The sequence below is a fragment of the Nocardia pseudobrasiliensis NBRC 108224 genome, from assembly GCF_001613105.1.
Classification (GTDB): domain Bacteria; phylum Actinomycetota; class Actinomycetes; order Mycobacteriales; family Mycobacteriaceae; genus Nocardia; species Nocardia pseudobrasiliensis.
In genome coordinates, this window is sequence record NZ_BDBS01000041.1 from 68,741 (window position 1) to 89,318 (window position 20,578).

A 20,578-nucleotide genomic window follows, 5' to 3' on the forward strand; every position below is an offset into this window, starting at 1 on the left:
TTCGTTGTCAATCCACCCGAAACGCGCCACTGGTAGCAAACTATGATGTAGCCGACAAACAACGGTGCCAGCTAATGCGGTTACACCATGGCAACCCCAAAGGTGGTGACTCGGATGGGCGACAGCAGGGCATTACTTCTGGCCTGGTGGCGCGATCGGGTCGATTACCGCTGGCTGGTCGACGTTCTCGCGTACCACCGCGCGCTGGGCCTGGTGAAAGTCATGCTCGGCTCGGGCGGCGCGGTCATGTGCCTCGTCACCGCGCTGTCGATGATCTCGCATATCGGGCCGCGCAACGCCTTCTTCGCGATCGGGTGCCTGCTGATCGTAATCCTCACCGCCACATGGGCTTTGCGTTGGTGGTTGTTACCGTGGCCGGGCCGCGTGGAGTCACTGCTGTGGTGCGCGGGCGCGGATCTGGCCATCACCTTCGGCGCGGTGGCCGCGCAGAACCGGCTCTATGGGGCGTTGGTGACGACATTGCTGACCGTTCCCGGCATGTACGCGGGCGCATTTCACGGACAGCGCATCCTCGCCGCCCATGTCGGCTGGTCGCTGCTTTCGACCGGCACGCTGGTCGTGCTGTTGATTCTCGACGACCCCGCACACACCGGCGCTGCGGCGGGTGATGGACGGCTCGGCGCGGCCATCGCGCTGATCATCGTGTCGCTCAGCGTCATCGGGCTGCCGACGGCCCAATTCTGCCGCTGGGTCTGGCGATTGAACGCGATCTCCGATCCGCTCACCCTGCTGCTCAACCGCCGCGGCCTCGACTACCACCTCTCCCGGTATCTGTGCCCCGGCCACGGCACGGTCTATGTGGCCACCCTGGACCTGGACCGATTCAAATCCGTCAACGACACCTTCGGACATCCCTTCGGCGACAGGGTCTTACAACACACCGCGCACCGACTGCGCGCCGCAGCAGCGCCCGATGCCCTGGTCGCCCGAATCGGTGGTGAGGAATTCGTCGTCCTCGGCTATCTGCGCGACGCCCGGCCGTCCGAGATCGCCGAACAACTCCGCCACGCCATCGCGACCATGCCCGACCTGCCGACGACCATTACCGCCAGCGTCGGGCTGACCACCATCGGCCCCACCGACAAATTCGATCCCGCCGACGTACAGCGCGCCCTGCAGGACGCCGATTGGGCCATGTATCGAGCGAAGCGCATGGGCGGCAATGCCTTCGCGATCACCGAAACAACAGTATTGCCGCATCGTCCTCCCGTTCGAACGGTTAAGGTGTAATCGGTTCGTCTTTCGCAGAGTCCGAACCGAATTGGGGATCTCACCGCGTGTATCGCGACTCAAGCACGAGCACAACCGTTGTGGGCGGGACATGGCGTAGGCAATGGGAATTGAAGCGTTTTCCCAGCATGCCATCCAGATTCGACGCGTCCTCGCCTCCACCGACGTCACGATCCACGGTCCGAGACGGGGAGGTATCACTGATGAGCAAAGGTAAGAAGCAACGCCCGACGCCGAAGGTGGCTGTGGGTGTTCCGCATCGAGAGCTCGGCAAGCAGCTGCGTGAAATGCGGGAGGCATCAGGACTGACTATTCACATCGCAGCCACGCACATCGGTCGGGGTGACGGCACCTTGCAGCGCCTCGAGACCGGCGGCGCATCGAAGATCCAAGACGAGGATCTGGAGAAGCTGTGCGACCTGTACGGGCGTGACGACATGCTCGCTATCCTCAAAGTTCTTGCGGCACAGAGTAGAGAACCGAACTGGTGGCAACAGTTCGAAGATGTCATTTTGGGATCTTTCAACATATGTATGGGATTGGAGGCAGCCGCGAAGGAGGTGTGCGTCTACCGCACCGACATGATTTCCGGACTGTTCCAGATCGCAGACTATGCGCGAGCCCTGGACCAACGATATTTTGCCAATGACACGCCGGAGGATCTGAATCGACGTTTGCGTGTCCGGCAACTGCGACAGCTTCGAATCACGCGGCGACGCTCACCGTTGCGGGCCGATCTGCTCATCGATGAGGCGGTACTGCGCAAGGTGGTTGGCGGAGCGAAGGTCATGGCGGCACAATGTCGCCATCTCGCCGATTTGCCACCGAATGTAACCGTTCGCATTCTTCCCGATTCGGAAGGGTTTCCGCTGGGCATCGCCACCGGTCCATTCACGATCCTCGACTTCGGTCTGGATCGCTTCGGAGATCCCGCAGAACCGTCGGTGGTTTATCTCGAAAACTTCGCTGGCGACATGTATCTCGAGCGACCGAGTAGCATCCGCAGGTATCGTAGAGCTTTCCAAGGGCTCGGAGGGAAGGCGTTGAGCCCGGTAGACAGCAAACACCTGTTGCGGCAGGTAGCTAAGGAGTACGACCGTGCACATCGACCTGTCAGAGGCCGAGTGGTTCAAGAGTAGCCGAAGCGCCGGTGGGAAGGATTGTGTCGAGGTCGCGTTTCTGGCTACAGATATGGTCGGCATACGCGACTCGAAGAACCCGACCGGTCCGGCCCTGATCTTCTCCCCCGTCGCGTGGGATGCCTTCACCTCCAGCGTGATTGCCGATGAATTCGCGCAATCGTAACTGGGCCAAGGACCCGAAACCTGCTGTCGACCAGTCGGTTTCGGGTCCTTGACATTGCAAATAGGGGTTAATTACGGACAAATGGTGCGCCCAAACGTATTGTCTGCTATACCGAATTGCACACTGTGCCGATAGATCTGAGTCGCTCACAACCGTGGGCCGGAGGCATCGACGTTTCCGGAGGAGATTCGTGATGATCGTCCACCCGTCCACCCCCGAATCACAGCGCGATGAAGGCGAATCGGCCGAAGAGGCCGTCGTCTGGCCTGATCCCAGCCCGCTGGCCTCGTGGTGGGCGCAGGTGATGAAGCCGTCCGGTGATCGACGGGCCGGCGGTAAGCGGATGAAATCGGCTTGACCTGGAGGGCGCTCCCAGCCGTAGCGTCGAACACCGTGAGCGCGGCTCACGGTTCGGCACTACGAAGGAGGGCGCTGTCATGATCGGTACCAGGAAGTTGGGTGGGCTCACCGTCAGCGCGCAGGGTCTCGGTTGTATGGGTATGAGCCACGCCTACGGGGTGCGTGACGATGACGACGAATCCATCGCGACGATCCATCGCGCACTGGATCTGGGTGTAACCCTGCTCGACACCGCCGATGTCTACGGCGAGGGCGCCAATGAGGAACTGGTCGGGCGGGCCATCGCCGGCCGGCGCGATCAGGTGGTGCTCGCCACGAAATTCGGCATCGTCTGGAGCGACGCGGGCCCGGTGGCCGCGCGCGGGGACGCCGCGTATGTGAAGCAGTGCGCCGACGCGTCGCTGACCCGGCTCGGGGTCGATCACATCGACCTGTTCTATCAGCACCGCGTCGATCCGAATGTCCCGATCGAGGAGACCTGGGGTGCGCTGTCGGAGCTCGTGCAGGCCGGGAAGGTGCGCTATCTCGGCATCTCCGAGGCCTCCGCCGACACCATTCGCCGCGCGCACGCCGTACATCCGGTCTCGGCGCTGCAAAGCGAATGGTCGCTGTGGACAAGGGATCTCGAGGCCGAGGTCGTACCCGCCTGCCGCGAACTGGGCATCGGCATCGTGCCGTTCTCCCCGCTGGGTCGCGGCATGCTGACCGGCGCGATCACCGCGAGTGCCGATCTGCCCGCCGACGACTGGCGGCGCGGTCTGCCGCGCTTCAGCGCCGACAATTTCGACCGCAATCTGGCCCTGGTCGACGAGTTGCGCAAGCTCGCGGCCGAAAAGGATGTCACGGCAGGGCAGTTGGCGCTGGCGTGGGTGCAGCATCGCGGTGAGGATGTCGTGCCGATTCCCGGCACCAAGCGACGGACCTACCTCGAACAGAATGTGGCCGCGGCCTCGATCGCGCTGTCGGCCGAGGAGCTGGCGCGAATCGAATCCGTCGCGCGGGTGGACGAGGTCGCCGGGGCACGGTATCCGGAGGCCATGCAGCGCGCAACCGGCAAATGAGTCAGTTCTACGGCGCGGCTTCCACTTTGAGCGTAACCGGAGTGGAGGCCGAAACCGCGGTACCCGGCGCCGGGGACTGTTCGGTAATGGTCCAGGGCGTGGTAAGGGCCTTGGGATCCTGACGAACATCGTTGCCGTCCGGCCCGGTCACCTCGGTGATCTCGTAGCACAACCCCACCCCGACCACGGTCTCCCCCAGCCGCTTCCCCCGAAAATCGGGCAGCGGCTGGGGCCACTGCGCGCTCGCGCACTTATCCGCCGCACCCGCGGCGCTCGACGCGGCAGCCGCCGTGGAACTCACCGCTCCGTGCCCCTCATGCCCTTCATGCCCCCCGGAACCACCGCATCCGACGAGAGACAGGGCGGCGACGAGCATCGAGCCAGCGATAGCGGTGCGGCGCATACGTTTCCTCTGAGTCCGGTCGGCGAATGGATCGGGTGCGATGTGAACCCTAATCGGGGTGCTTGTGCGCCGCCGTACCGGGTTGCTGTGTGCTCGCCCACAACCGGACCAAAGGTGCGCGCAGGGTTTTATGCCGACTACCGTTGCCCGGGGGCTCGTCGTATCTTGCACGTCTGGACGGAAATGGCAATCGAGACGAGATCAGCAGTGACCTCACCCGATGACGCATGCCTTCAGCCGAGCCCGGCCCTCGAAACTTGCCGCCATCATCGCCGGGCTGATAGCCGTGACTGCCAGCGCCACGGGATGCGGTGGCGAGCATCAGGACACGCACTCGGTCGTCGGGACCACCGAACAGGCCGTGAAGTTCGGCGGAATTGTCATCCCTGACGGTGTCACCGTGCTTGCCGCCCACACCGACAGTGCTCTCGATACGAGATATCGGCTCGCGCTCCGTACCGATCCGCAGGGGCTCAGCGGCTTTCTGAGCGCATCGAACTTCTCGAAGCCGCTGACCAAGACATTCACCGTCACCGAGAAAACCATTGCGGGACCAGCGCTGGAAACCTCGCCCTCCGGTCATGGAGACCGGTGACCGTATCCAGCGGCCGGGTGGCAAATACGTCAGCAGATCGGTCACGGTCGACGAGCGCGACGCGACAACGCGCTACGTTCACGTGCAGCTGTATACGACGTGATCGACGCGAGCGTCGCGTCACCGGCTCTCCGGGGCCGCCGGTCGCTCACCGAGTGCGGCCAGATAGGCCGTGGCGGAATCGGTTTCGGGAACGCCGAGGCGGCGGTAGAGGTCGATGGCTCGACGCAGTTCGGTGACCGCGGCGGCGCTGTCGCCGAGGGCGGCGCGGCAACGGGCGACGCCCTCCATCGCACGGGCCTGTTCGACGCGACTGCCGATGGCGGCGGCCAGGGTGAACGCTTCGGTGAAGGTCGTCAATGCCTCGCCCGGTTCGCCGAATGCCAACTGGGCCTTCGCGATATTCACCAGCGCCGCGGCTTGCCGGGCGCGATGGCCGATCTCCTGGAACAGGGCCAGGGCCTGGCGGGACAGGTCGATGGCCCGCTGAGGGTCCCCGGTTTCGCGGTGTACCGCGCCGAGGTTGTCGAGGGCGTCGGCCTCGCCGAGGCGATATCCGCTCTCCCGGAACAGGATCAGGGCCTGCCCGGACAGTTCGGCGGCCCGCTCGTGATCCCCGATTCGGCGGTAGACGGTGGCGAGGCTGTCGAGATTTCCGGCCTCGCCGAGGCGGTGGCCGATCTCCCGGAACAATGCCAACGCCTGTTGGATTCGCTCGACCGCCCGCCGGTAGTCCCCGGTGTCGCGATACACCAGCCCCAGGTTGCCGAGCACATTGGCCTCATAGCTGCGGTGCCCGATTTCGCGGAACAGCGCAGCGGCCTGCCGCAGCAGGTCGGCGGCCTCCTCGTACTCCCCTGTCTCGCGGCGGACGCTGCCGAGGAAACCCAGGGCGCTCGCCTCACCGAGTCGATAACCGGTGTCGCGGAACAGCGTCAGGGCCTGTCCGAGCAGCTCCGCCGCCCGACGGTACTCCCCGCTGTCACGCAGCACGCCCGCGAGTTTCGTCAACGTATTGCCCTCGCCGAGTGAATAACCCGCCTCCCGGAAAAGGACCAGCGCCTGCCCGAGCAGTTCCGCCGCCTCCTCGTAATTCCCCGTCCCTCGGCGCACGCCACCGAGGAAATCCAGCGCATTCGCCTCGCCGACGCGAAAGCCGCTCTCCCGGAACAGGATCAGGGCCTGCTCGAGCAGCTCGCCAGCGCGCTCGTAATCGCCGATATTCGCTCGCATGAGGCCGAGATGGTGCATGATATTCGCTTCGCCGGAACGAAATCCGTTCTCGCGGAACAGGGTCAGGGCCTGTCCGAGCGAATCGGCGGCCCGGTCGTAGTCCCCGGCCTGCCATTGCAGGGCGCTCAGGACGGTCAGGGCATCGGCGCGACCGAGGGGGTCGCCCAGTCGGCCGGCGGCGTCGGCCGCCCGCTGATGCAGCTGTCGGGCGAACGGCCACGGCCCCTCACGCTCGAGCAGTTCTGCCAGCACCTCGGTCAGCGCGACCATCCGCGCGGGATCATGGTCGGCGGCGTACTCCAAGCAGGCGAGCAAATTGGCGCGCTCGATGCGCATCCAGGCCAGCGCCTGCGTCTCGTCGTCGAATTCCAGTGCCGTGACGCCACTTTCAGCGGCCGCGTGCTGATTATCGACGGGGCGCGGCCGTCGACTCAGCCATCGGTCCGCCGCCGCGGCGGTGAAGCGGTAGTAGTCGATCAGCCGCTCGATCGCCGCGGTGATCTCCCCGCGCGAATCGGCCGCGGCCAGGACACGCGCGTACTCACGCACCAGATCGTGCAGAACATAGCGACCAGGGGTGGTCTCCTCGATCAGGTGGTCGGTGTAGAGCGCCTCGAGTTCGTGACGGGCCTCGGTCGGCTTGATGTCGTTGAGGGCGGCGACGGCGTGGGCGTCGAAATCCGGACCGGGGTGCAGACCCAAGCGACGGAACAGTTGTCGCCGCGGCGGTGCCAGGTCGTCGTAGGACGCGGTGAAGGCGGCGCGGACCGCGCGCTGTCCGGCATCGAGTTCGTCGAGGCGGTCCTGGGCGGCGGCGAAATCCTCGGCCAGGCCGGTGAGCGTCCAGGCGGGGCGGTGAGCCAGACGTCCAGCCAGCAACACGATGGCCAGGGGCAGATATCCACACAGGCGGACGATTTCGGCGACCGCGGCATTGTCCTCGGGGTTCGGGATGCGGTGGGCCAGGCGGTAGAACAGCTCGATCGCGCCCTGCGGGTCCAGGGTGCCCAGGGTGAGCGGGCGCGCGCCGTCGAGGGCGACGAGTCGGCGGCGGCTGGTGATCAGCGCGAGGCAGCCGGGGCCCGACGGCAGCAGCGGTTCGATCTGGGTGTGATCGCGGGCGTCATCGAGCACGATCAGGGCTCGTTTGGCGGACAGCCGGTCACGCCACAGATCACGGCGCGCGGCAAGCGAATCCGGTATATGGCTCGGTGGGATGCCCAGATCGGTGAGCAGTGTGGCCAGAACGTCGGCGGGGTCGGCCAGCGGCTGGCCGGGAGTGTGCGTATTCAACTCGACGAAGAACCGGCCGTCGGGGAACCGGTCGGCCAGCAGATGCGCCGCGCGGGTGACCAGGGCGGTCTTGCCGATACCGGGCATACCGTCGACGGTGTGGATGGACACCACGCGCCCGGGTTGCGCCGCGTCCAGGATTCGTTGCACCTCGGCGTCGCGTCCGACGAAGGTGTGGATGTCGCGGCGCAGCGTGGTGGTCACCGTGGGGCGCACCGGTTCGGCGCTCGCCGCCTTCCACAGTCGTCGCCAGGCGGCCCTGTTGGACAGGATCGGCGCGACCGGCTCGGAGGATTGCTGAGCCAGCGAAATCAGGGTGACCAGAACGGGATCCAGGGCATCGAATCGGGACGGCACATTACGGCCCGCTCGCCAATCGCTGATACGCGGCATCAGCGAGCGACGGCCATGGCCGGGCGTGCGGGAGGCGTGGACGCGGGCCTCGGTCGCGTCCGCCACGCGCTGTAGCGTCGGATTGCCCGCGGCCTCCCACAATTCGGCGAGCCGCGAGGCGAACAGCACTCGTGGCGGGAGTGCTTCCCCGCTGATTTCCTGCCGACCGGTCTGGTTTTTCACGACGCGCACACCAACACACGATAATGCCGGGGGGCGACATGTTAAGCGCCATCTAATGTCGCTCGTCGGCTCGGATCCTTTGCCCTATCCTTCCATCGCGTATGCAAGGAAGCATCTGATGGGTAAACACTCCGTACCGCGAGATCCGTTCAGCGCGAAGCGATTGGCGTTCCTGTCGGCCACCGCCGTCGTCACCGCCGTCGTCGCCAACAACCATCGTCCCTGGCACGAAAACCACTCCGCGCCGCCCAGCACGCTCGGGCTGCCGACCACGCGCGAATATCTCGATCCGACCCTTCCGCCGCCGAACCCACCCGGCACCATCGTCCCGCTGCCCGCGGACGAAGGTCCGGCCGACGACTACACACCACCCGGGAATCGCTCGGGGCCCTTCGAACGACGAGACGAACCCTCGCCGCCCCGTCGAAACCCCCGGCCCGAGCCCGGACCGAATACCGTTCCCGCACACGATGTCGCCATGACCCGCGATATGGATGCCATGTCGCACGGGGTCACCGCCAGCATCAGCCAGGCGATGGACGCGCGCGACGCGCTCACCCACGCCGTCCACCCCACCGCCGCACCCGCGCCCGATCCGAACCGAGAGCGGGATCTCGCCGATATCGCCACCGCGATCACCAGGGCGATGACCGATCTGGCGATCGCGTTGCAGTCCGCGGCCGCGGCCGTCGAGCCGCGCTGAGATCTCAGTGACAGTACTGCCGTGTGTAGAGACCCCAGCGACCCGGGCGTCGTCGAGCTCACGTTCGCGACGGATCCTCGCACCCATGATCACCGCGATCCATCCGTTGATCGACGCCCCCGCCGCCCTCGCCACCGTCGAGAACGGTCACAGTTCAGGCAAGGTCGTCATCAAGGTGGCATGAGAAGCGTCCGCGGATCGGCTTCGAGAGCTGGCCGCACTCCGGTGGAACGAACTCGCCTGCCGGACTGGGCCGGTCATATATGGCGGTTCGGGATGCTCTCGGCTGTGCGAGGGGCTGCTGCTGGGCAGGGCGTCGGCTACGGCCTGCATCATTTCGCACCGGCGGTGGTGGCCGAGGCCCTCGACCGGCTCGTCCCGTGAATCGGTAGCGGTCGGCCAGTAGGGTTTGCCGGGTGAACCTCTTGCCGCTGACGCCCGAAGGGCAGACCCCGGTCCGCGTACTCACGATCGCCGGTACCGATTCCGGGGGCAGTGCGGGGGTGCAGGCGGATTCGCGGACCATGGCGCTGCTGGGCGTGCACGCGTGCGTCGCCGTGACCGCGGTGACGGTGCAGAATTCGCTGCGCGTCAGCGACTTTCACGAGATCCCGGCGCAGACGGTCGCCGATCAGGTGCGGGTCGTGGCGAGCGATATCGGGGTCGGGGCGGCCAAAACCGGGATGCTGGCCTCCCGGGCCATCATCGACGCGGTCGCGCGGGTGTGCGCCGAACACGGCATCGGGCAGAACGGGTCAATTCCGCTGGTGGTCGATCCGGTCGCCGCATCCATCCACGGCGATCCGCTGCTGCACGAGTCGGCGCTGGATGCCCTGCGGCACAATCTGATTCCGATGGCGACCGTGGTGACGCCGAATCTGGACGAGGTGCGGCTGCTCACCGGAATCGACGTCGTCGACGATCGCAGCGCCCGGCTGGCGGCCGAGACCCTGCACAAGTTCGGGCAGCGCTGGACCATCGTCAAGGGCGGGCATCTGCGTTCGTCGGCCTTCAGCAACGATCTGCTCTACGACGGCGAGACCTTTCACGAACTGTCCGCCTCGCGCATCACCACCGTGCACGACCACGGCGCGGGCGATACCCTCGCCACCGCGACGGCCTGCGCCCTCGCCCACGGCTACGACGTGCCGTCCGCGGTCGCGTTCGCCAAGGAGTGGACCACCCGCTCGCTGCGGGCGTCCTATCCGCTGGGCGCGGGGCGCGGGCCCGTGTCGGCGCTGTGGCGGCTGCGCGAGGCGGGCGCGGATCACGGTCCGTGGTAACCGGATTCGGCTATCCGCCAGACGATTACGGGAACCAGGAACCATACGATCACGCCGACGCCTATCCCCCACGTCGGTGACATCCGTCTGCCGCCCAACCGGATGCGCGATATCACCCACGCGGCCAGCGGCGCGGCCACCAGGGCCGCGAACAGGCCGATCACCGGCAGCATCGCGAACAGCGGATCGCCACCGTTGCAGAGATATCCGCGCGAGCCGTCGTGACAGTTGTCGCTGGCCATCCCGAACGGCAGGACCAGCATCAGGGTGAGCGGCCCGCCGAGCCCGCAGAACAGGATCGCCACCGTGATCCAGAACGGCAGCCAGCTGCGCCGGACATCCGGCGGCGGAGTCTGAGCCATTTGCCCATTATCGGGCTCCCGCGACCGATACGGTGATCATGTGCGGCGGGCGCGCCGGCGGCGAAGGCTACCCGCACGTCAGCCCGAAGTCGTTGCAGGACAACCTTTACCCAGACAGGCTTGACTCATTCCAGAAAACGGACGAGACTTCGGGGCGTGCCCACGGCCATGGAATTCCAGCAGATGCTGCGGGGAGTTTCGTTGCGCGTGACCGCTCCCCGCGTCGCGGTGCTGACGGCGGTACACGACAACCCGCACGCGGATACCGAGTCGATCATCCGCGTCGTGCGATCGCGCCTGTCGACGGTGTCGCACCAGGCCGTGTACGACTCGTTGCGCGCGCTCACGGCCGCGGGACTGGTCCGCTGCATACAGCCGTCCGGTTCGGTGGCTCGCTACGAGACCCGGGTCGGCGACAACCACCACCACGTCGTATGCCGCGCATGCGGAGTGATCGCCGATGTCGACTGCGCGGTCGGCGAGGCGCCCTGCCTGAGCGCGTCCGACGATCGCGGTTTCGCGATCGATGAAGCCGAGGTCATCTATTGGGGCCTGTGCCCCGATTGCGCGGCCTCACAGACCACCTGATCACAGCCCGTACCACCACTCGAGGAAGGAATGTCGTGACCTCCGATAGCCGTAGTGAGAGCGAGAATCCGGCGATCCCGGCTCCGACGCCGAAAACCGATCATCGCCCCCGCACGAACAAGGACTGGTGGCCCGAGCAGATCGATGTGTCGATGCTGCACGCCCACTCGTCCAAGTCCAATCCGCTGGGTGAGGATTTCAACTACGCCGACGAATTCGCCAAACTCGACGTCGAGGCCCTCAAGGCCGATGTCGCGGCCGTCCTGACCGATTCGAAGGACTGGTGGCCGGCCGATTACGGCAACTACGGCGGCCTGTTCATCCGGATGAGCTGGCATGCGGCTGGCACCTACCGGATCGCCGACGGCCGCGGCGGCGGCGGCCAGGGCGCGCAGCGTTTCGCGCCGCTCAACAGCTGGCCCGACAATGCCAGCCTCGACAAGGCCCGGCGATTGCTGTGGCCGGTCAAGCAGAAGTACGGCACCAAGATCTCCTGGGCCGACCTGCTGGTGTTCGCGGGCAATGTGGCGCTCGAGTCGATGGGTTTCCAGACCCTCGGTTTCGGTTTCGGCCGCCCCGACATCTGGGAGCCGGAGGAGATCTACTGGGGTCCGGAGGACACCTGGCTCGGCGACGAGCGCTACAGCGGCGACCGTGAGCTGTCGGGTCCGCTCGGCGCGGTGCAGATGGGCCTGATCTATGTGAATCCGGAAGGCCCCAACGGCCGCCCGGATCCGGTCGCGGCCGCGCGCGATATCCGAGAGACGTTCGGCCGCATGGCGATGAACGACGAGGAGACCGCCGCGCTGATCGTGGGCGGACACAGCTTCGGCAAGACCCACGGCGCGGGCAACGCCGATCTGGTCGGCCCCGAACCCGAGGCCGCCCCGATCGAACAGCAGGGTCTGGGCTGGAAAAGCGCGCACGCCTCGGGCGTCGGCAAGGACGCCATCACCAGCGGCCTCGAGGTCGTGTGGACCTCGACGCCGACCCAGTGGGGCAACGGTTTCCTGCAGAACCTCTACGGCTATGAGTGGGAGCTGACCAAGAGCCCCGCCGGGGCGTGGCAGTGGCAGGCCAAGGACGGCGCGGGCGCGGGCACCATCCCGGATCCGTTCGGCGGACCGGGGCGCGCCCCGACGATGCTGACCACCGACCTGGCGCTGCGTGAGGATCCGATCTATCGGGAGATCACCAGCCGCTGGCTCGAACATCCCGAGGAACTGGCCGAGGCGTTCGCCAAGGCGTGGTTCAAACTGCTGCACCGCGATATGGGACCGATCAGCCGCTACCTCGGGCCGTGGATTCCCGAACCGCAGCTGTGGCAGGATCCGGTTCCCGCCGTGGACCATCCGCTCATCGACGCGCAGGACATCGCGGCGCTCAAGAGCAAGGTCCTCGAGTCCGGCCTGTCGGTCTCGCAGTTGGTCAAGACCACCTGGGCCGCGGCGGCGAGCTTCCGCAGCACCGACAAGCGCGGCGGCGCCAACGGCGGTCGGCTGCGGCTCGAACCGCAGAAGAGTTGGGAGGTCAACGAACCCGCCGAATTGGCCAAGGTGCTGCCGGTGCTCGAGCAGATCCAGCAGGACTTCAACGGCTCGGCCGAGGGCGGCAAGAAGGTCTCGCTGGCGGATCTGATCGTGCTGGCGGGATCCGCGGCCGTGGAGAAGGCGGCCAAGGACGCGGGCCACGACATCACGGTCCCGTTCTCCCCCGGGCGCACCGACGCCTCGCAGGAGAGCACCGATGTGGAGTCGTTCGCGGTACTCGAGCCGCGGGCCGACGGATTCCGCAACTACGCGCGTCCGGACGACAAGGCTCCGCTGGAGCGACTGCTGCTCGATCGGGCCTACATGCTCGATGTGACCGCGCCGGAGATGACGGTGCTGATCGGCGGGCTGCGGGCGCTGGGCGCCAACTACAACGGCACCGAACACGGCGTGTTCACCGATCGGCCGGGCACGCTGACCAACGACTTCTTCGTCAACCTGCTCGATATGGAGACCGAGTGGAAGGCGTCGGAGTCGGCGGAGAATGTCTACGAGGGTTTCGACCGGGCCACCGGCGAACGCAAGTGGACGGCCACCGCCAACGATCTGATCTTCGGCTCGCATTCGGTGCTGCGCGCCGTGGCGGAAGTCTATGCGCAACAGGACGCTTCGAAGCGATTCGTGGACGACTTCGTGGCCGCGTGGGTCAAGGTGGTCGACAACGATCGGTTCGATCTGCGCTGATCTGATTCGACGAATTCCGGGCCGGTTCTTCGCCAACCGGCCCGGACTCGTTTCGGGGACCGTCGCCGGGGTACCGACCTGCCATGCGGCGCAGACGAATTCCCCACGGCCCCTTCGATCTGCACGGGCGGGCGTGGTGGGGTGTGCTGCGGCGGACGGTCGCCGAATTCCAGGAGAACAAGATCACCGACTGGGCGGCGGCGCTGACGTATTACAGCGTGCTGTCGATCTTTCCGGGACTGCTCGTGCTGACCGCGATACTCGGCCTGCTCGGGGATGCGGCGACGCAGTCGCTGATCGATACGGTCAGGCGGATCGGACCCGGCAGCGGCACGAATCTTCTCGTGGACGCGATCGGCCAACTGCGGAATTCGCGGGCGCTGGCCGGGCCGCTGGCGCTGGTGGGCCTCGGCACCGCGCTGTGGACGGCGTCGGGATATCTCGGGGCGTTCATGCGGGCGTCGAATTCCATCTACGGCACCGAGGAGGGACGGCCGGTCTGGAAGACGGTGCCGCTGCGGCTGGGGCTGACGGTGCTGATGGTGGCGCTGGTCGCGGTGAGTGCGCTGGGGATCGTCGTGACCGGGACGGTCGCGGATCGAGTGGGGCACTGGATCGGCTTGGGGGACGCGGGGATTCGGGTCTGGGACATTCTGAAATGGCCCGTGCTGGTGGTGCTGATCAGTTTGGTGTTCGCGCTGCTGTACTGGGCCGCGCCGAATGCGCGGCAGCTCGGATTTCGCTGGTTGACGCCCGGCAGTAGTTTGGCCGTGCTGGTATGGGTCGCGGCATCGGCCGGATTCACCGTCTACGTGGCGAATTTCGCGTCCTACAACAAGGTGTACGGTTCGCTCGCGGGTGCGGTGATCTTCCTGATCTGGTTGTGGCTCACCAATGTCGCCGTCCTACTCGGCGCGCAATTCGACGCCGAGCTGGCTCGGGGGCGGTGTATCGAGGCGGGGCAGCCCGCCGAACAGGATCCGGTGCTGCCGCCGCGCGATGAGCCCTAGCAGCCCTGTAGCGCCTTGTCGAGCGCGGACTTCTCCGACTGCTGCAGGGTCAGATGCCAGGTGGCCTTCACCCCGACCCACATGCGCGCGTAGGTGCAGCGGTAGGAGGTGGTCGGCGGTTGCCAGGAGGATGGATCCTGGTCGCCCTTGGAACGATTGGACGAGGCGGTGACCGCGATGAGTTGCGGGTGACTCAGATCGTTGGCGAAATCCTGGCGCTGCTGCGTGGTCCATTCGCGCGCACCCGATTTCCACGCCTCGGCGAGCGGGACGACGTGATCGATATCGATACCCGAGGCATCGGTGACGGTCTTGCTGTCGTAGGGCGAAAACCAACTGCCCGCGATGGGATGGCAATCCGCGTTCACCCGCACCCCGGCGCCGTCGCGCTTCAGCACGGTCTCGCGGGTGTCGCAGGTGCCCGAGATGGTGATCCAGTGCGGGAACTTCTCCCTCGAATAACCACTCATCGTGCCCTCGTCGGCCACCGTGAGCCCGGCGAGCATACTGCGCGCCGCCGCGGCCGAGGGAATTCCGGGCGGCTCGGCCGAGGCGGCCCCCGGCGCCAGGGAGGTCAGGACAACTGCAGCTGCCACCGCACAGACAGCGGCCGAAAGATTTCGCATGGATACCCCACAGGCGTCGGCTCGATCTGATCGGTCGCCAAAGCTAAACGCCGCCAGCGAAAACCAGATGGACGTACGGTAACGAGGTGGCGGCCCGCGCGAAAACCCCTACACGCGACGAAACGCGTTGATGCGCAAGAACTATCCCTTGCTGACCTCGGCCGCCTTCATCCGGTTCTGGGCTTCGGACGCGGTATCGATGTTCGGAACCTATGTCACCGCGCAGGCGCTGCAGGTGCTGGCGATTCTCACCCTGGGGGCATCGGCGTTCGAACTCGGGATGCTGCGGGCGGCACAGTGGCTGCCGTATCTGCTGTTCGGTTTGGTGGTGGGCGTTTTCGTCGATCGATATCGGCGCAAGCCGATCCTCGTCGGGACGGATGTGATCCGCGCGGTGCTGCTGGCCGCGATTCCCGTCTCGATGGCGGCGGATGCGCTGACCATCGCGGGATTGATCGGGATCGTGTTCGCCGTCGGGCTCCTATCACTGGTGTACGAGGCGGCGCATCAGTCGTTTCTGCCGAGCCTGGTACCCAAATCGCTACTCGCACAGGCCAATGCGCGTTTGGAGCAGACCTCCGCGGTCGCGCAGGTCGGCGGCCAGGCGTTGGCGGGATATCTGATCAGATTCGCCGGAGCGCCGATGGCGATTCTGGTCGACGCGGGTTCCTATCTGGTCTCCGCGGTCCTGCTGGCCAGGGTGCGGGTCGACGAGGCGGACATCTCGCCCCCGCCCGGCGGGCGTTCGGTGCGCACCGAACTCGCCGAGGGCTGGCGATGGGTGTATCACCACCACGCGCTCGGCCCCTTGGCGCTCGCATCGCACGCCTGGTTCCTGTTCACCTCGATGGTGTCGGCGATCTACGCGTACTTCGTGATCCGGGAGCTGGGTTTCGATGCCGGAGCCTACGGGGCGACGCTCGCGATCGGGGGCGTCGGGGCGATCGTCGGATCCTCCGGAACCGCCCGAATTCGTCGAAATCCGGACACATTGAGCCCCATGGTGTGGATAGTGGATGCGATTTCGTCGAATTAGTATTCGGCGACAACATAATGCGGCGGCCGGGCGCTGAGGCCCGGCCGCGCGAAACGTGGATGGCGGATGTTCGCCGTGGTCGGCGGCTGGATCGGTGGGTGAGGCCCGAGGGCCGTGCACATCCCGGACCCCACCCGATCAGCGGTGCCGTGTACCGCGGGTGTCTGGATCGAACGATCCGCCCGAGGAAATTGTGCGCCAAAATATTCCGGTCGGGAGGGGTTTTCGCAGTTACGAACTGATGAAATTAGAATATCGCCGCAACGGCACTATCGGACAATTCGGTCACGAATCGAGTTCTGCCAGCGCGGCTTCCATGCGGGCCAGGGCCGCCCGAATGCGTGACTTCACCGTGGAGACCTGGACGCCGAGCGCCGCGGCGACCTGGGGATAGGTCAGGCCGCGGTAGTAGGCCAGCACGACCGATTCGCGCTGCAGCGGCGTCAGGATGGCCAGACCGATTCGGACACAACTCAGATCGTGGCGGCGCAGGGTCTCCTCGACGACCGAATCGACCGGCGGGTGGTAGTCGCTGACGCCCCAGGCGTGATCGTGATCGGAGCTGGCCCGCTCGTGGCGCACCCGATCCACCGCCTGCCGATGCGCGAGCGTGCGTAGCCAGGTCGTCGCCGAACCGCGGCGCTCGTCGAATCCGGCGGCGCTGCGCCACACCTGGATGTAGACGTCCTGACAGGTCTCCTCCGCATAGCCCGGATCGCGCACCACCGCCAGCACCCGGCGAAACACCAGGCCGCGGGTGCGAATGTAGAGCTGCGCGAACGCCTCACGATCACCACGGCCCACCCGGCGCACCAGTTCCGCATCCGAACAGGTGGGGACGGATCGGTACCGGACGGCACGGACAGGAGCGAGTACGGCCACAACAGCCCCCAGACATGAGACGACGTCGGGAACCAGCCGTCGAGTTCAGGGACGCATGCCGGTACCGAATCCTGTCCGGGGGCAGGGGTTTCAGGATCCTTTATGTGAGTTTACCGGTTCAATTACAGTCGCAACCCGAGTTCGACGATCGCCCGGGCCACCTCGTGCACCCCGACGCGCCGACGCCGGGCGTGTCCGCGGATCAGCTCGTAGGCCGCCTCGGGGGTAATGCGATGCGCGCCCGCGATGACCCCTTTGGCCTGCTCGACCACGATGCGCGAGGACAGCGCGTGCTGGAGCTGATCGGTGAGTTGTTGCTGGCGTTGGAGTTTGTCGGCGGTGAGCAGATGACCCGCGGCCATACCGGCCAGCAGCGCGCCCACCGACAGCTCCGCGGCCGACCACTGCCGCGGCCGCGGCGCGAACAGCCCCAGCGCGCCGACGCGGGTATCGCCGAGTTGCATGGGGATCTGGGCCACCGCCGAAACGCCGTGGCGCACCGCGACACTGGTATATTCCGGCCATTCGGTTCGGTAATCGCGCACATCGGCGATCGCGACCGATTCGCCGCGCCGCAGCGCCTCCAGACCCGGCCCGCATCGGCAGTCGCATTGGGCCGCTTCGATTTCGCGCAGCGCGTCGGGCGTGGCCCCGGCAACCTCGCAGTGTCCGCCCTCGACGAGGGTGACCGCCGCGCCTGCCAGGCCCAGCGCCTCGGTGGCGGTGCTCATCAGCTGCAGCAGCACACCCGATCTGCCGTAGGCATCGGGTAGGAATATCAATCGCGCCACCGCCGAGACCAGCTGTTCATTGTCAGCCATGCCTGGAGTCACCCCTGTCCGAGCGGACGACGGGCGTCCGCAGCATCGATCGGGCACCGCGCCGAGCCGAACCAATCGATGGTATGACCCGAGCATCCCGCGAATGAAACACTTGGGTGCCCTGGAGATTTCGATACGGTTGCGGTGTCAACGGCGCTCGACATGAAACCCGCCGGGATGCCACCATGGAATGCCGTATCGCGTGACTCCCTACGTCCAGCCCCGGGAGGCGCCATGGGGCCCGTGCCCGACGACGAGCATCCCCTGTTGGGGGCGCTGGTCGCCGCCATCGATCTGCTCGCGCACGATTTCGATGTCGTGGATCTGTCGCAGCAGCTCGTCGACGCGTGTCCGGAGGTGACCGGCGGCGCGGATGCCGGTCTGTTCCTGGCCGATCACCGCCGCGACCTTCAGCTACTGGCCTCCACCAGTGAGGAACCAGACCTGTTGGAACTGTTACAGGTCGAGGCTCTCGACGGACCGGGTCGCCACACCTATCGCACCGGACTACCCACGGCGGTACCGGATCTGCGCAGCACCAATCACCGCTGGCCCGAATTCTGCCAGCGCGCACTGGATTTCGGCTATCGCTCGGCATTCGCGCTGCCGCTGCGCTGTCGGGGTGGCAGTGTGGGCGCGCTGACCATCCTCGCCGCCGCGCCGCGCGCGCTCGACAACGCGGATCTGCGCGCGGGTCAGGTGCTGGCCGATATGGCCGGGATCGGGATCACCGCGCAGATCGCGCTGCCGCATCCGGATGCCATGGCCGCGCACCTGCCGACCACCCTGCACGCCCGGATCGTCATCGAACAGGCCAAGGGCGTACTGGCCGAACGGGGCGGTCTGGATATGGCCGAGGCGTTTCGCCGATTGCGCACCCACGCCCACAAAACCGGAAGGCGGCTGGCGGAATTGGCGGCGGCGGTGGTGGACGGGACGGTCGATACCGACCAGATCCTCGCCTGAGGGGCTCACTCCTCGAAGCGAATCTTGCGGGTGACGACCGCGCGGGCGACATCGGCCAGGGACATGCCGTGGCCGAAGGCGTAGGCGCGCAGTCGGGCGTAGGCGTCGGGCACGGTGATATTGGATTGGGCGACGACCATTCCCGCGGCCTGATGGATGGTGCGGCTGGCCATCGGCTGTTCCAGCCAGATGGCGTCATCGATGCGGGGCGGGGCGGTGTCGTCGAGGTGGGCGCGGGATCGGATCAATTGCGCGGTGATGAGATCGGCGATGTGCAGGCCCGCCGACAGGGTGGGCACGTCGAGCTGGCCCGGGGACTCCTGATACAGGTCCAGCGCGCCGAAGCGGATCGCGCCCAGCCGCAAGGGCATTGCGATCATCGCGCCCGAGACCTCGGTTTCGGCCAGGGCGTCGGCGAAGCCGGGCCAGCGTTCGCCCAGCCCGGACAGATCGGTGACCGGCACCGGAAGTCCCGTGGCCACCGCGTCCACCGCCGGGCCCTCCCCCACCGTCGCCTGGACGGCCTCGACTCCCGCGGCCACCTCGTCGCTGGTGTACCAGGGTTGGATGCCCGCGTGATGTTCATCGATGACGATCGCGGCCCGTTCCACCGGCAGGACGCGCACGCAGGCATGGCACGCGCCCGCGACGCCACCCCCACCGGCCCGCAGGGCCGTGAGGAACCGCTCACTCAGATGCTCGAACCGTGTCACGCCGTAATCCCAACGAACTGCCCGCATTCGTCGAGCGTTGAAAACGATCTTCGAAACCCTTTGCGGGAGAACGTATCAGCGATCACAACATTGCCACATCCGGCCGCGCTATGCGACCGGATAGCACCTGTTGAATTATCAACCGTGCAGGTACTGCACCAGGTGTTCGCGTTCGGTCTGCAGTTCCGAGATGGCGCTCTTGACCACGTCACCGATGCTCACGATGCCGATGATGCGGTCGGCCTGTACCACCGGCAGATGCCGGATGCGGTGGTCGGTCATGGTGGCGCGCAGGCTCTCCACGCGGTCGCCGGGGGAACAGGTGTGCACGACCGTGGTCATGATCTCCGCGACCGGACGGTCGAGTAGATCGGCGCCGAGGATGTGCAACCGCCGCACGATATCGCGTTCGGACACGATGCCGTCGAGACCGATCCCATCCGCCGACACCACGACCGCGCCGATATTGCGTTCGGCCAGTACCGTCAACAGTTCACGCACGCTGGCGTCCGGCGCGATCGTGACCACGTCGGCGCCCTTCTTGCGCAGAATCTCCGAGATTCGCATAGTGCCGCCCTACCGTCGTTGCCCTTGGTGTCTCTCAGGATCTCGCGTTTCGGCCGTCTTGACCAGAAACGTTCTCTGCGGGAACGATCAACCTCGCGGTGAAGTGCGGGCCCGACGCGCGGTATCGACTGCGCGAACCTGCCACGGCCGCACCACCTGCCGACGTAGCATGCGGACGTGGCCGATGCGAACCGTCCCGCCGCGGTGCGGGTTCTCGTGTACAGCAGCGATTCCGACACCCGCAGCCAGGTGATGCTGGCTCTGGGCAAGAACCCGCACCCCGACCTGCCCCCCTTCGACTACCTCGAGGTCGCCACCGCGCCCATCGTCATCGAACAACTCGACGCGGGCGGCATAGACCTGGCGATCCTCGACGGCGAGGCCGCCCCCACCGGCGGCATGGGCCTGGCCAAACAACTCAAGGACGAGATCTCCGACTGCCCACCCCTGGTAGTCCTGACCGGCCGAGCCGACGACGCCTGGCTCGCGAACTGGTCACGAGCCGAGGCTTCGGCAGCCCACCCGATCGACCCGTTCCAGCTGACCGAGGCTGTGGTGGGCGCACTTCGCGGACGCTCAGCGGCTTAGCCAACTACCCCGGCCTTCGGCCGGGGAAATGAAAGAGGCCCGGCCGGGGAAATGAAAAACGCCCGGCCGGGGAAATGAAAAAGGCCCGGCCGGGGAACGAAGAGGGCCGCACTCCCCATCGC

General features: G+C 66.5%; 22 protein-coding genes. 14 read left to right on the top strand and 8 right to left on the bottom strand.

All coding sequences use genetic code 11. The features are described from left to right. Nucleotides 1-87: 87 nt before the first annotated feature. The 5 genes from NP4_RS29630 to NP4_RS29645 all read left to right on the top strand — a co-directional run bounded on the left by NP4_RS29630 (nt 88) and on the right by NP4_RS29645 (nt 3,977). Nucleotides 88-1,251 carry a GGDEF domain-containing protein gene (locus tag NP4_RS29630; RefSeq protein WP_245997385.1) on the top strand — a complete coding sequence of 388 codons (1,164 nt, stop codon included), beginning with the start codon at nt 88-90 and terminating at the stop codon, nt 1,249-1,251. A 203-nt stretch (nt 1,252-1,454) separates the two neighbouring features. Then, complete coding sequence (locus NP4_RS29635; RefSeq protein WP_068004998.1) at nt 1,455-2,390, top strand: helix-turn-helix domain-containing protein; 936 nt, start codon at nt 1,455-1,457, stop codon at nt 2,388-2,390. Then, a complete protein-coding gene (locus NP4_RS29640) occupies nt 2,350-2,556 on the top strand; it encodes a DUF397 domain-containing protein (protein ID WP_068005000.1) in 207 nt (68 codons plus the stop codon). The genes NP4_RS29635 and NP4_RS29640 overlap by 41 nt, the downstream gene beginning before the upstream one ends. A gap of 193 nt (nt 2,557-2,749) precedes the next feature. Next, nucleotides 2,750-2,914, top strand: a complete 165-nt coding sequence (locus NP4_RS41245) for a hypothetical protein (RefSeq protein ID WP_156524952.1) — start codon at nt 2,750-2,752, stop codon at nt 2,912-2,914. 79 nt (nt 2,915-2,993) lie between these two features. Beyond that, entirely contained in the window at nt 2,994-3,977 is a 984-nt protein-coding gene (locus tag NP4_RS29645) for an aldo/keto reductase (protein ID WP_068005002.1), read from the top strand. A gap of 7 nt (nt 3,978-3,984) precedes the next feature. Here NP4_RS29645 and NP4_RS29650 read toward each other — a convergent pair whose 3' ends face one another. Beyond that, the gene (locus NP4_RS29650; RefSeq protein ID WP_147287892.1) at nt 3,985-4,278 is read right to left on the bottom strand and encodes a PASTA domain-containing protein; all 294 of its coding nucleotides are present in this window, start codon (nt 4,276-4,278) and stop codon (nt 3,985-3,987) included. A gap of 322 nt (nt 4,279-4,600) precedes the next feature. Here NP4_RS29650 and NP4_RS29655 point away from each other — a divergent pair, with 322 nt between their 5' ends. Then, complete coding sequence (locus NP4_RS29655; protein WP_068005006.1) at nt 4,601-4,975, top strand: hypothetical protein; 375 nt, start codon at nt 4,601-4,603, stop codon at nt 4,973-4,975. A 120-nt stretch (nt 4,976-5,095) separates the two neighbouring features. Here NP4_RS29655 and NP4_RS29660 read toward each other — a convergent pair whose 3' ends face one another. After that, the gene (locus tag NP4_RS29660) at nt 5,096-8,086 is read right to left on the bottom strand and encodes a tetratricopeptide repeat protein (RefSeq protein ID WP_147287893.1); all 2,991 of its coding nucleotides are present in this window, start codon (nt 8,084-8,086) and stop codon (nt 5,096-5,098) included. Between the two features lie 109 nt (nt 8,087-8,195). Here NP4_RS29660 and NP4_RS29665 point away from each other — a divergent pair, with 109 nt between their 5' ends. Both NP4_RS29665 and thiD read left to right on the top strand, forming a co-directional pair. After that, nucleotides 8,196-8,780, top strand: coding sequence for a hypothetical protein (locus NP4_RS29665; RefSeq protein ID WP_068005012.1), 585 nt, complete (start codon nt 8,196-8,198; stop codon nt 8,778-8,780). 416 nt (nt 8,781-9,196) lie between these two features. Next, nucleotides 9,197-10,063 carry a bifunctional hydroxymethylpyrimidine kinase/phosphomethylpyrimidine kinase gene (gene thiD, locus NP4_RS29670; RefSeq protein ID WP_068005014.1) on the top strand — a complete coding sequence of 289 codons (867 nt, stop codon included), beginning with the start codon at nt 9,197-9,199 and terminating at the stop codon, nt 10,061-10,063. Here thiD and NP4_RS29675 read toward each other — a convergent pair. After that, nucleotides 10,048-10,425 carry a hypothetical protein gene (locus NP4_RS29675; protein WP_068005016.1) on the bottom strand — a complete coding sequence of 126 codons (378 nt, stop codon included), beginning with the start codon at nt 10,423-10,425 and terminating at the stop codon, nt 10,048-10,050. The two genes, thiD and NP4_RS29675, sit on opposite strands and share 16 nt — an antisense overlap. Before the next feature lie 183 nt (nt 10,426-10,608). On the opposite strand from NP4_RS29675, the gene NP4_RS29680 reads away from it, so the two are divergent. The 3 genes from NP4_RS29680 (at nt 10,609) to NP4_RS29690 (ending at nt 14,257) form a co-directional block, all read left to right on the top strand. Continuing rightward, nucleotides 10,609-11,013, top strand: coding sequence for a Fur family transcriptional regulator (locus tag NP4_RS29680; protein WP_425464078.1), 405 nt, complete (start codon nt 10,609-10,611; stop codon nt 11,011-11,013). A 35-nt stretch (nt 11,014-11,048) separates the two neighbouring features. Then, nucleotides 11,049-13,247 (top strand): catalase/peroxidase HPI, encoded by a 2,199-nt coding sequence (katG, locus tag NP4_RS29685; protein ID WP_174556184.1) that lies wholly within the window; start codon nt 11,049-11,051, stop codon nt 13,245-13,247. Nucleotides 13,248-13,330: 83 nt separating this feature from the next. Beyond that, nucleotides 13,331-14,257: a YihY/virulence factor BrkB family protein gene (locus NP4_RS29690; protein WP_068005020.1), complete on the top strand. Its 927-nt coding sequence runs from the start codon at nt 13,331-13,333 to the stop codon at nt 14,255-14,257. On the opposite strand, the gene NP4_RS29695 is transcribed toward NP4_RS29690, so the two are convergent. Beyond that, nucleotides 14,254-14,853 (bottom strand): HNH endonuclease family protein, encoded by a 600-nt coding sequence (locus NP4_RS29695; RefSeq protein WP_245997387.1) that lies wholly within the window; start codon nt 14,851-14,853, stop codon nt 14,254-14,256. The genes NP4_RS29690 and NP4_RS29695 overlap by 4 nt on opposite strands. Before the next feature lie 160 nt (nt 14,854-15,013). On the opposite strand from NP4_RS29695, the gene NP4_RS29700 reads away from it, so the two are divergent. After that, nucleotides 15,014-15,919, top strand: a complete 906-nt coding sequence (locus NP4_RS29700; protein ID WP_068005024.1) for an MFS transporter — start codon at nt 15,014-15,016, stop codon at nt 15,917-15,919. A 285-nt stretch (nt 15,920-16,204) separates the two neighbouring features. On the opposite strand, the gene NP4_RS29705 is transcribed toward NP4_RS29700, so the two are convergent. Together NP4_RS29705 and NP4_RS29710 are read right to left on the bottom strand one after the other, a co-directional pair. Next, nucleotides 16,205-16,723: a sigma-70 family RNA polymerase sigma factor gene (locus NP4_RS29705; RefSeq protein ID WP_245997390.1), complete on the bottom strand. Its 519-nt coding sequence runs from the start codon at nt 16,721-16,723 to the stop codon at nt 16,205-16,207. A gap of 200 nt (nt 16,724-16,923) precedes the next feature. Continuing rightward, nucleotides 16,924-17,622 (bottom strand): GAF and ANTAR domain-containing protein, encoded by a 699-nt coding sequence (locus NP4_RS29710; RefSeq protein ID WP_068005026.1) that lies wholly within the window; start codon nt 17,620-17,622, stop codon nt 16,924-16,926. A gap of 234 nt (nt 17,623-17,856) precedes the next feature. Between NP4_RS29710 and NP4_RS29715 the strand changes: the two genes are divergently transcribed. Next, nucleotides 17,857-18,588 carry an ANTAR domain-containing protein gene (locus NP4_RS29715; protein WP_068005028.1) on the top strand — a complete coding sequence of 244 codons (732 nt, stop codon included), beginning with the start codon at nt 17,857-17,859 and terminating at the stop codon, nt 18,586-18,588. A 5-nt stretch (nt 18,589-18,593) separates the two neighbouring features. Here NP4_RS29715 and NP4_RS29720 read toward each other — a convergent pair whose 3' ends face one another. Beyond that, entirely contained in the window at nt 18,594-19,328 is a 735-nt protein-coding gene (locus NP4_RS29720) for an ANTAR domain-containing protein (protein WP_068005029.1), read from the bottom strand. Between the two features lie 111 nt (nt 19,329-19,439). Next, nucleotides 19,440-19,868: a CBS domain-containing protein gene (locus NP4_RS29725; RefSeq protein WP_068005031.1), complete on the bottom strand. Its 429-nt coding sequence runs from the start codon at nt 19,866-19,868 to the stop codon at nt 19,440-19,442. A gap of 177 nt (nt 19,869-20,045) precedes the next feature. On the opposite strand from NP4_RS29725, the gene NP4_RS29730 reads away from it, so the two are divergent. Next, a complete protein-coding gene (locus tag NP4_RS29730) occupies nt 20,046-20,456 on the top strand; it encodes an Rv3143 family two-component system response regulator (protein WP_068005033.1) in 411 nt (136 codons plus the stop codon). Nucleotides 20,457-20,578: the final 122 nt, after the last annotated feature.